Here is an 11,095-nt window from a genome sequence, read left to right as displayed (position 1 = left end):
CCTCTCCCCCCCCCTCCGTCCTGGCCCCCTCCCCGCCCCCCCCCCCCCCCCCCCCACCGGGTTACGACGAGGTCAGCAGATCCCGCCCGGAGGCGGGGGCCGGCAGCCCGCCCACCGCCCCGGCGGCCCCGGACCGGGGCGTGGACCCGGCCGGGGGCATGTCCTCGCCCAGCATCAGCGTCCGCACCACCCGCTCGGCGGCCCGGCCGTCGTCGAACTCGCAGAACCGGTCCCGGAAGGCGGCCCGCAGCCGCGCCGCCTCCTCGTCCCGCCACGTCCCCGAGGCGAACAGCCACGCCAGTTCCCGGTAGGAGCGCGACACACGGCCCGGCGCCTCGGCGGTGATGTCGAAGTAGGCGCCCCGGCTCGCCGCGTACGCCTCCCAGTCGTCGGCGTGGACCACGATCGGCCGGTCCAGGTTGGCGTAGTCGAACATCAGGGCCGAGTAGTCGGTGACCAGCACGTCCGAGGCGAGCATCAGGTCCTCGACGTGCGGTTCGTCCGTCGCGTCGACCAGCACACCGCGCCGGTGCAGTTCGGTCAGCCCCAGCCCGCGTGCCGGCCCGGTGGCCAGCGAGGGATGCAGGCGGACGACGAGGGTGTGTTCGGGCCCGAGGTCCGCGGCGAACCGGACCAGGTCGATCCGCTCGACGTGGCCGCCCCGCCGGTACTCCCGGCGCGTCGGCGCGTACAGCACCACCGTCCGGTCGTCGGGGATGCCGAGCCGGGCCCGCACGGATCGCCCGTCGTCGGCACCGGCGTTCACCAGCACGTCGTTGCGGGGGCTGCCGGTGCGCAGGGACGTGAAGTGGCAGGGGTAGGCGCGGTCCCAGACCAGCTCCGAGTGGCGGTTGGCGACCAGGCTGTAGTCCCAGCGGTCCGCGCGGCGCAGCATCCGCGGCACGTCGAGGCCGTGCCGCGCGCCGGGCTTGGTGAGCAGGTCGACCGCCATGTACTTCAGCGGTGTGCCCTGGTGGGTGTGGATGTGGACGCTGCCGGGCCGCTTGGCGGGGGTGCCCGGCCAGTTGACGTTGTTCACCCAGTACGTGGCCTGCGCGGTGAGCGCGTGGTAGCGCCGCGAACCCGGCGTGACGTGGTCGACGCCGGGCGGCAGCGAGTCCACCGCGTCCTCCCGGACCACCCACACCCCGTGGATGTGCGGGGCGAGTTCGCGGGCCTTGGCGTAGACGGCGGCCGGGTCGCCCGTCACGCCCCGGTGATGGGTCGCCGAGTACACCGCGAGCTGCGGATCGAGGGGGAACCCGGACCGGACCGCGTGCGAGGTCCGCCGGGTCGCCCGCGACACCGTCCGCACCGCCCGCCGGCCGCCCGCCCCGGCCGTGCCGCGCAGGGTGCGCAGCCCCCGCAGCACCGCGTACGAGGCGTACGGCGCCGTCGCCAGCAGCCGCATCTCGGTGCCCCGCGCGTCCTCGGGCGGGGTGAAGCCGGCCGGGAGGTGACGGCGGTGGAAGGAGCGGATCTCGCGGTAGAAGGCCGGGCGGTCGGCGGGGGTCACCCGGTCCTCACGTGCCAGCACGAACAGCATGTGGTCCAGCGCCCGTTCGAACAGCGGCGGGCGCGCCCAGTCCAGGTCGGGGCGCTGTGCCAGGAACGCGAACAGGCCCTCGTACTGCGCGAAGATGTCGAAGTGGCGGCGCCCCGGGGTCCTGGTGATCGCGCCCTGCCGGCGCTGGCGGTACTCGACGCCGATCCGGTCCAGGCAGGCGATCCGGCCGGCCAGCACCATCGAGCGGTAGGTGACGGGGGCGTCCTCGTACAGGCCGGGCTGGTAGCGCAGGCCGTGCTCCAGGAGGAAGGCACGCCGGTACGCCTTGTTCCAGGCCACCAGGAACAAGTGCAGGAACCGCGGGTGCTCCCGGACGTCGAAGGTGTCCAGAGCGGCGCCTTCGGCCAGCAGACCGGCCGCCTTGCTCTGCCCGCCGCGGCCCCACCAGTGGGTGCGCACATGGTCGAAGACCAGGATGTCGGGGTCGCCGGTGGCGTCGAGCCGTGCGGCGACGGCGGCCAGCAGGCCCGGCGTGTAGTGGTCGTCGCTGTCGAGGAAGAGCACGTACTCGCCGCTCGCCTGCTCCAGACCGGCGTTGCGGGCCCGGCCGAGGCCGACGTTCTCGGGCAGGTGCAGCACCCGCACCCGCGGGTCGCGCTCGGCGTACCCGTCGAGGATCGCGCCGCACCCGTCGGGTGAGCGGTCGTCGACGGCGATCACCTCGACGTCGTCGCAGGACTGGTCGAGCACCGAGTCGAGACATTCGCGCAGGTAGCCCTGCACCTTGTAGACGGGGACGATGACGCTGAAGCGGGGCACTGGGTCAGCTCCTCACGAGGGCGGCGGCAGGGGCCGGGGTGCGCTCGGCGAGCGGGATCACGGGCGGGATCGACTCCGGCGGCTCACCGAGCAGCACCCGGCGCACCACCCGCTCGGCCGCGCGTCCGTCGTCGAACTGGCAGAAACGCTCCCGGAACACGGCACGCAGGGCGGCGGCGGAGTCGTCCGCGTACGAGCCGTCGGTGAAGGCGGCGGCCAGTTCCGCCGGGGTGCGGGCGACCCGGCCCGGCGGGCACTCCATCAGGTCGAAGTAGACGCCCCGGGTCTCCCGGTAGACGTCCCAGTCGTCCGCGTACACGACGATCGGCCGGTCCAGGTTGGCGTAGTCGAACATGATCGACGAGTAGTCGGTGATCAGCGCGTCGGCGGCCAGGCACACGTCCTCGGAGGAGCGGTGCCGGGTGACGTCGATGATCCGGCCGCTGCCGCGCGCCGCGCCCCCGTCGTAGAAGTAGTGCGCGCGCAGCAGGATGACGTACTGGTCGCCGAGCGCCTCGCACAGCGCCTCCAGGTCGAGGCGGGACTCGAAGCCGGTGCTGTAGTCGCGGTGCGTGGGCGCGTACAGCAGAGCCGTCCTGCCCTCGGGGACGCCCAGTTCACGGCGGACGCGGACGACGTCCTCGGCGGTCGCCGTGCAGTAGACGTCGTTGCGCGGATAGCCGTACTCCAGGGTCTCGTGCGAGGCGGGGAACGCCCGCTCCCACATCTCGGTGGAGTGCCGGTTGGAGGTCAGGTTGAAGTCCCAGCGGTCCACCCGGGCCAACAGACGGGCGAAACTGCCGGTCGCCGCGGCCACCACGGGGTAGGTCGCCTGGTCGACGCCCATCTTCTTCAGCGGGGTGCCGTGCTGGGTCTGCAGGTGCACGCTGCCGGGGCGTTTGACGACGGCGTCCGCGAAGTTGGCGTTGTTGACGAGATACGTGGCACGCGCGAGCACCTCCCAGTACGCACGGCTGCCGATGACCGCGTGCTCCACGTCCTCGGGCATCCCGGCCACCGCGTCCGGCTCGACCAGGAACACCGCGCGCAGGTGCGGGGCGAGTTCACGGGCCTTGGCGTGGATCGCGGCCGGACTGCACGCGTAACCCCGGCCCCAGTAGGCGCAGTACACGACGAGGGCGGGGTCCAGCGGGCGGCGCAGCGCGCGGGCGTAGTGCAGCCGGGTGCGCAGCCCGTGGGGGCGCGGGACGCGCCGGACCGCCCGTGCCGCCGACCGGTTGGCGCCCCGCAGCGCGCGGAACGCCGTGTACGCCCCGGACGACAGCAGCCGGTGCTGAACGCCCAGACTGCCGCCCGGCGTCGGGTAGCCGGCCGGGCGGTGGCGCCGGTACAGGCGGGCCGCCCGGCGGAAGAAGGCACGGCGCCCCGAGGTGAGCCGGCGGGGGTGGGCCGCGGTCTTCAGGATCGCGGTGAACACCTGCTCGAACAGGGCGTGCGACCGCTCGGCGGACAGCTCCCGTTCGGCGGCCCGGGTCAGCACCAGCTCCGCCTGGTCGAGGAGTTCGGCGTGGTGCCCGCCCGGCAGGTTGACGCGGCTGCCCTGACGGCGCACCAGATGCCGGACGACGACCTGGCGCAGCACGGCCACCCGCTCGGCCTCGACCGTGACCAGGCCACCGAAGCCGACGTCTGTGAAGTGCCCTTCCGGGAAAGCGAGTTCGTGCTCGGTGAGGAAGGTCCTGCGGTAGACGGCGCTCCACGCGGGGAGCTGGACGCCGGTGAGCCGCGGGGCGCGGCCGGGCGCGAACAGGCCGTCCGGTGCCTTCGCGAGGAGGGGCGCGGCCGGGTTGCCGGGCTCGCCCTCCCACCAGGGGACCCGCTCGTACTCCGCGTACAGGACGTCGGCCTCGCCGTCGGCCGCGGTCCGCGCCAGGCGGGCGTCCAGCGCCGCCAGCGCGCCCGGGGCGAGGACGTCGTCGCCGTCCAGGAACAGCAGGTACGTGCCGGTCGACGCCCGCAGCCCGGCGTTGCGGGCCCCGGCCAGACCTGCCGAGGGCGGCGAGTGCACCGGGGTCAGGCGGGGGTCCCGCCCGGTGTACCGGGCGACGACGTCCGCGGCTGGGCAGTCCGGCGCGTCACAGACCGGGATCAGCTCGAAGTCCCCGAAGGACTGGGCGAGGACCGAGTCCAGCGCCTGGGACAACCGGTCGGCGACCCCGTGGGACGGGACGATGATGCTGAAGCGGGGCATTCTGTTCTTTCTCTCGGTGGTCTCGCGGAGACCCGGGCGTCTCGGACGGCGTCGCGGCGGCCGGGACCCCCGGCCGGCCGCCAGGTGGACGGCCGGGTCGGCGTGGGCCGCGGCGGGCGGGCAGGCATACGGGCGGACTCCCCGGACTGGCAACGGTGTTCAGCGGCGGTCGGTGACGGTCACAGGGCCCGCGGGCGGCGGCACGGTGGCCAGCGGCGAGCGCGCCAGGGCGGCGGCCGCCGACGGCACCGGCCGGCGCTCGGCGAGCGGCACGACGTGCGGGAGCCGCGCCTCCTCCTCCCCGAGCACGACACGGCGTACGACACGTTCGGCGGCGCGTCCGTCGTCGTGCGGGCAGAAGCGCTCCCGGAAGGCGGCGCGCAGCTCGGTGGAGCGGGAACCGCGCCAGTGACCGTCGGCGAAGACGCCGATCAGCTCGTCCTCGCTGTGCGCGACCAGGCCCGGCGGGAAGGACCGCAGGTCGAAGTAGGTGCCGCGGGCGGCCTCGTACGCCTCCCAGTCGTCGGCGTGGATCACGATGGGGCGGTCCAGGTTGGCGTAGTCGAACATGATCGACGAGTAGTCGGTGACCAGGGCGTCCGAGGCGAGACAGAGGGACTCGACACTCGGGTGGCCGGTGACGTCGATCAGCCGGCCGCCGGGCGCGGCCACCAGCGGGGCGCCGTAGCGGTGGTGGGCGCGGGCCAGCACGACGAAGCGGGGGCCGAGGCGGCGCAGCAGCCGCTCCAGGTCGAGCGCGGTGCGCATGCTCCGGCGGTAGTCGCGATAGGTGGGCGCGTACAGGATCGCGACCGAGCCGGCCGGGATGCCGAGCGACGCGCGCAGCCGGGTCACGTCCGCCGCGGTGGCCCGCTGGAAGACGTCGTTGCGCGGGGAGCCGTACTCCAGGGTGGTGTAGCCGCCGGGGTAGACGCGCTCCCAGGTCAGGGTGGTGTGCCGGTTCGCGGTCACGACGTAGTCCCACTGGTCGACCCCGCGCAGCAGCTCGGCGAAGTCGGTGTCGCGGGCCGCCGCCGGGTGCTCCTGGAGGTCGAGGCCCATGTGCTTGAGCGGGGTGCCGTGCTGGGTCTGCACGAAGACCTGACCGGGGCGTTTGACCACCCCGCGGTCGAAGTCGACGTTGTTGACGAGGTACTTGGAGCGGGCGAGCGCCGTCCAGTACGCGGCGGTGCCCGGACGCAGCCGGCGCGGGCCCGGCGGGATCGTGTGGTGGTGCTCGGGGCGGGCGATCCACGCCGTGCGCACCCGCGGGGCGAGCGTGCGGAACGCCTGCTCCAGGGCGCCCGGACCGCAGCCGTGGCCGCGCCCCTGGTAGGCGGCGAAGACGGCCCGGTCGGCCCGCAGCGGCAGGCGCAGCTGCAGGCGGTAGTGCAGCCGGAGCGCGGTGCGGCGGACCGACCTCAGCACGCGCGCGCCGAGCCGGAGCGTCCGCCGGTGCAGGGCCGACGCCAGCTGCAGGACACGGAACGTGCGGTGCAGGCCCAGGCGCACCAGCGCGTGGCGCGGACGGGAACTCAGCGGCACGGGCGCGCCGGCGACGCGGTAACGGCGGTAGTGCGCGCGGGCCCTGCGCAGGAACTCGGCTCGGGTGCCGCGCGGCAGCCGGCCGCGCCGGGTGAACACCTTCGCCAGGTGGTCGACCATGCGGCGGAACAACACCGCCCGCCAGCACGCCAGTTCGGGGCGCGTCTCGATGAACGCGAAGACCCGGTCGTACTGTTCGAAGACGTCGAAGTGACGGCGGCTCGTGGTGCCCAGGATGTTGCCCTGGCGGCGCTGCCGGTAGTGCACGCACGTCCGGTCCAGGGTCGCGATCGACTCCGCGGCCAGCAGGGCCGGGAACGTCCAGGGCGTGTCCTCGTAGTAGCCGGGCGGGAAGGTGAACCCCTCCCGCTCCACGAACTCCCTTCGGTACGCCTTGTTCCAGGCCACCATGAGCAGGCGCAGCAGCCCCGGCCGGTCCGCCAGCCGGAAGGGGGCCGGACCCTCCTCGGTGAGCTGCGCGGCGGCCGCGTTGCGGACGCTCTCCCCCGACCAGTACGTGCGCGCGTAGTCGTACACGAGGACGTCCGGCTCGCCGGTCTCCTTCAGCCGGTCGGCGATCGAACGCAGCGCGTCCGGGGTGAGCGTGTCGTCGCCGTCGAGGAACAGCAGGTAGTCGCCCGTGGCCTCGGCGAGCCCCGCGTTGCGGGCGCGACCCAGCCCCTGGTTCTCGGCCAGGTGTATCGCCCGCACGCGCGCGTCACGGGCCGCGAACTCGTCGATGATGGCCCCGCAGGCGTCCGGCGAGCGGTCGTCGACCGCGATCAGTTCGAGATCGGGGTAGGACTGGCGGAGCACCGAGTCCAGACACTCGTGCAGGTACGCCTGAACCTTGTACGCGGGGACGATGACACTGAACCTGGGCAAGGCACATCCATGGGTCGGCGCGGGCGTTCTGCCCGGGAACGGCCGATGGAGTGACTTGGTTACGCCGCGTACGGCATACGGGGGACTGTGGGTGAACGCGAGGGGGCGGGCCGGTGTCGTCGGCCCGCCCCCTGGTGTGCCCCCTCAAGGGGCCGCGCCTGCCGCCTACTTGACCGCGCCCGCCATCACGCCGGACACGAACTGCCGCTGGAACGCGAAGAACACGGCCAGCGGGATCACCATGGAGATGAAGGCGCCGGGTGCCAGGATCTCGATGTTGCTGCCGAACTGCCGTACCTGCTGCTGGAGTGCGACGGTCAGCGGCTGCGACTGCCCGTCCGAGAACACCAGCGCGACCAGCATGTCGTTCCACACCCACAGGAACTGGAAGATCCCCAGGGACGCGATCGCGGGCGCGCCGAGCGGCAGCACGACGGTCGTGAACAGCCGGACCTCGCCCGCCCCGTCGAGCCGCGCCGCCTCCAGCAGTTCCCGCGGGATCTCCGCGAAGAAGTTGCGCAACAGGAAGATCGCGAACGGCAGTCCGAACCCGACGTGGAAGAGCACCACGCCGATGATGTCGCCGAAGATCCCGATCTTGCCGAAGAGGTCCGACAGCGGGATCAGGGCGACCTGCACCGGTACGACCAGCAGCGCCACCACGACCACGAACCACCAGTCGCGGCCCTTGAAGTCCATCCACGCGAAGGCGTATCCGGCCATCGCCCCGATGAGCACCACCAGCAGCGTCGCCGGGACCGTGATCCAGATGGTGTTGAGCAGCGAGTGCGTGATCGCGTCGTTCCCCAGCAGCGTCCGGTAGCTCTTGGCGGTCAGCTCGCTCGGCGCGGAGAACGCCTTCCACCAGCCCGAGGAGGCGATGTCGGTCGGGTCGCGGAACGAGGAGACCAGCAGGCCGAAGGTGGGCACCATCCACAGCAGCGCGACCAGGATCAGGAAGACCCGGGTCGCCCCGCCCGCCGCGCCGCTCGCCACGCGGGCGGCGAGGGAACGTCTGGCGCGCACGCCGGTCGTGTCGAGGGCGGTCACCGTTGACGCTCCCTTCGGAGCCGGCGGATGTTGACGAACATCACCGGCAGGACGAGCAGCAGGAGGATGACGCCGATCGCGCTGCCGGCGCCGTAGTTGCCGCCGCCGCCGAAGGACGACAGGAACAGTTGCAGCGCGAGGACGTTGGCGTCGTCCTGGCTGGGCTGCGGGGCGATGATGTAGACCAGGTCGAAGATCTTCATCACGTTGATCATCAGGGTGACGAGGACGACCACCAGGACCGGCATCAGCAGGGGGACCGTGACCTTCCGGAACACCTGCCACTCGTTGGCGCCGTCGACCCGGGCCGCCTCCAGGAGGTTGCGGTCGACGCCCGCCAGGCCGGCCGCGATCAGCACCATCGCGAAGCCCGCCCACATCCAGACGTAGCTGCCGATGATGGCCGGGGTGACCAGGGTCGGGCCGAGCCAGTCGATGCCGTTGTAGGGGGCCGCGAAGTTCGAGCCGGGCAGGCGGAGTCGGGCTCCGTCGGCCTTGGCCGGCAGGGTGAAGGTGCCGTCCGCCCCGCTCGTCGCGGAGGCGACCACGTCGCCGTCCCGTACGGCCTCCACCTTCACCCCCTTCAGCGCCTTCTCACCCGGGTCGACCTGGCCCTTCGTCCCGCCGCCGCCCAGCTTGAAGTCCAGCCAGACGGTGCCGGTCACGCCGGTGCCGCTCGCCGCCTTCGCGTTCTCGGGGGTGCCGGGGAGCCTGTTCGGGGCGATCCCGACGAGGGGGAGCAGGGCCGGGGTGCCCGCCCGTACCGTCCCCGTCGTGGTGAACGAGCCGCCGCCGGACGCCTTCAGATCGCTCGCGGCGGCGTTCGGCCGGGCCTTGGGATACACCGAGGAGTCGGCGAAGGCGTCGTGCACGGAGGTGACGACCGCGTTGGCGACACCCTGGTCCGGGTCCTGCTCGTACACCAGACGGAAGATGATGCCGGCGGCGAGCATGGAGATCGCCATCGGCATGAAGATGAGCAGCTTGAACGCCGTGGCCCAGCGCACCCGTTCGGTCAGCACCGCGAAGACCAGGCCCAGCGCCGTGACCAGGGCCGGGGCGACCGCGACCCAGATCGCCGTGTTGCGGACCGCGGTCAGCGTCGAGTGGTTGGTGAAGATGTCCCGGTAGTTGTCCAGGCCGACGAAGCCCGAGCCGTCGGCGTCGTAGAGGCTGCGCCAGACCGAGTACCCGATGGGGTAGACCACGAGCGCGCCGAGGAGCACCAGCGCGGGCAGCAGGAACAGCACCGCCACCCACAGCCGGGTCCCCGTCACGCCCTTGCGCGGGGGGACGGGGGGTGCCGGCAGCGCGCCGGCACCCTCCGTCGAGTTCGCGACAGAAGCCATCCCGGGCCGTCAGCCGGCCTTGTACGCCTTGGCGGCGTCGGACTCGAGTTTGCTCTGGGCGCCCGCCACGTCGCCCGGGTTCTTCAGGAAGTCCTGGAGGTCCTTCCACTCGCCGATGCCGGCCGTGCCGCCGAAGGCCGCCGGGGCCTGGTCGGACATGTCGAAGCGGAAGTCGTCGCCCGCCGCGAGCAGCGCCTTGGCGATGTCCCGGGTCACCGCGTCCTTGTACGTGCCCTGGTCCATCTCCTTGTTCGGGGATATGAAGCCGCCCTGCGCCGCCCAGATCTCCGCCGCGTCCGTCGAGGCGAGGAACGTCATCAGCGCCTGCGGGCCCTTGCCGTCCTTGAGGGCCACCGCCACGTCGCCGCCGCTGACGACGGGGGCCTGCGCGCCGACCGCGGGGAACGGGAAGACCTTGGCGTCCGTGCCGACCTTCGCCTTGGTGTCCGCGTTGATGTTCGCGGTCACGAAGTCGCCCTCGTAGACCATCGCGGCCGGGTTGTCACCGGAGAAGGTCTGGGTGACCGACTTCGGGAACTCCGTCTGCAGCGCGCCGGAACGGCCGCCCGCGATCAGGTCGTCCTTGCCCCAGAGTTGGGCCAGCGTGGTGAGCGCGTCCTTCACGGACGGGTCCGTCCACTTGATCTTGTGCTGGGCGAGCTGGTCGTACTTCTCCGGACCGGCCTGCGACAGGTAGACGTTCTCGAACCAGTCGGTGAGCGTCCAGCCGTCGGCGCCGCCGATGGAGACGGCGGGCGAGCCGGCGTCGGACAGCGTCTGCGCGGTGCCGAGGAAGTCCTTCCAGGTCTTCGGCGGGGCCGTGACGCCCGCCGCCTCGAAGGCCGCCGTGTTGTACCAGACGAGCGACTTGTTGGCCGCCTTCACGTACACGCCGTACTGCTTGCCCTTGTACGCCCCGAGCTCCTGCCAGCCCGTGGAGAAGTTCTTCGCCGACTGCGCCTTCGCCTCGGCGCCGAGCGGCTTGAGCCAGCCCTTGTCCGCGAACTGGTGGAGCACACCGACCTGCGGCAGGAACGCCACGTCCGGCGGCTTGCCCCCCTGGATCTTGGTACCGAGGAAGGTGGAGGTGTTGTTGCCGGTCGGCACGAAGTCGACCTTGGCGCCGGTGCGCTTCTCGAACTCGTCGAGGACCTTGGTGAAGTTGTCCTGCTCGGGTCCGGTCCAGACGGCTGCGACCTCCAGCGTCTGTCCGTCGAGCTTGGGGAGTTGGAGGGAGCTGCCGCTCGCCGAAGGACTCCCCGACTGGCCCTCCTTGCCCTTGTCGTCGTCTCCGCCGCACCCGCTGAGTGCCAGCGCGAGGGCGCCGGCCAGTACGGCTGCGGCGGTTCTCGCGGCCCTGCGGGTCCCGATGGTGCTGCTCGTGCTGCGCATCAATGCCCCGTTCTTCGTTCCTCGTCGAACGCTCGAACGCTGTCCCGTGTGATCTGGTCTACGCCTGGGTGAACGGGGGCTGCAAGACCGCGTCTCGTGTCAAGTGGGCGATCGTGATGCCCTCGTGACCAGTGCATCCGGCGTATGCGCGAGAGGGGTGCAGGTACGGGAAGAGTCCGGGGCGCGCGGGATCACGCGGCGCGATCCGGGGCAGTCGGAGGGGTTGGGAAGGGGCGCGGCGCGATCTCCTGCGGGGGCGCGCCATCCGGCGCCCTCCCCGGAGGGCGGGGCGCTGTCGGCGGGTTGCGATGCGCGGCGGTGGTCACAGCAGGGAGT

At 72.5% G+C, this 11,095-nt stretch carries 6 protein-coding genes; all 6 read right to left on the bottom strand.

The window, feature by feature from the left end:
* Nucleotides 1-61: 61 nt before the first annotated feature.
* Nucleotides 62-2,326, bottom strand: coding sequence for a bifunctional glycosyltransferase/CDP-glycerol:glycerophosphate glycerophosphotransferase (locus AC07AZ_RS15650; RefSeq protein WP_478847817.1), 2,265 nt, complete (start codon nucleotides 2,324-2,326; stop codon nucleotides 62-64).
* Between the two features lie 4 nt (nucleotides 2,327-2,330).
* Nucleotides 2,331-4,538, bottom strand: a complete 2,208-nt coding sequence (locus AC07AZ_RS15645) for a bifunctional glycosyltransferase/CDP-glycerol:glycerophosphate glycerophosphotransferase (protein WP_478847815.1) — start codon at nucleotides 4,536-4,538, stop codon at nucleotides 2,331-2,333.
* A 159-nt stretch (nucleotides 4,539-4,697) separates the two neighbouring features.
* Nucleotides 4,698-6,968, bottom strand: coding sequence for a bifunctional glycosyltransferase/CDP-glycerol:glycerophosphate glycerophosphotransferase (locus AC07AZ_RS15640; protein ID WP_478847813.1), 2,271 nt, complete (start codon nucleotides 6,966-6,968; stop codon nucleotides 4,698-4,700).
* A 165-nt stretch (nucleotides 6,969-7,133) separates the two neighbouring features.
* Nucleotides 7,134-8,018, bottom strand: a complete 885-nt coding sequence (locus tag AC07AZ_RS15635) for a carbohydrate ABC transporter permease (protein WP_478847811.1) — start codon at nucleotides 8,016-8,018, stop codon at nucleotides 7,134-7,136.
* Nucleotides 8,015-9,367, bottom strand: a complete 1,353-nt coding sequence (locus AC07AZ_RS15630; protein WP_478847809.1) for a carbohydrate ABC transporter permease — start codon at nucleotides 9,365-9,367, stop codon at nucleotides 8,015-8,017. The genes AC07AZ_RS15635 and AC07AZ_RS15630 overlap by 4 nt, the downstream gene beginning before the upstream one ends.
* A gap of 9 nt (nucleotides 9,368-9,376) precedes the next feature.
* Nucleotides 9,377-10,759, bottom strand: coding sequence for an ABC transporter substrate-binding protein (locus AC07AZ_RS15625; RefSeq protein ID WP_478847807.1), 1,383 nt, complete (start codon nucleotides 10,757-10,759; stop codon nucleotides 9,377-9,379).
* Nucleotides 10,760-11,095 lie beyond the last annotated feature (336 nt).

Source organism: Streptomyces sp. NPDC043878 (assembly GCF_056435735.1).
This window is presented reverse-complemented; position numbering and strand designations above follow the sequence as displayed.

Excerpts from the sequence above, each read along its gene's own strand:
- AC07AZ_RS15645 (WP_478847815.1), bottom strand. The coding sequence starts at position 4,538 with ATGCCCCGCTTCAGCATCATCGTCCCGTCCCACGGGGTCGCCGACCGG.
- AC07AZ_RS15630 (WP_478847809.1), bottom strand. The coding sequence starts at position 9,367 with ATGGCTTCTGTCGCGAACTCGACGGAGGGTGCCGGCGCGCTGCCGGCA.
- AC07AZ_RS15625 (WP_478847807.1), bottom strand. The coding sequence starts at position 10,759 with ATGCGCAGCACGAGCAGCACCATCGGGACCCGCAGGGCCGCGAGAACC.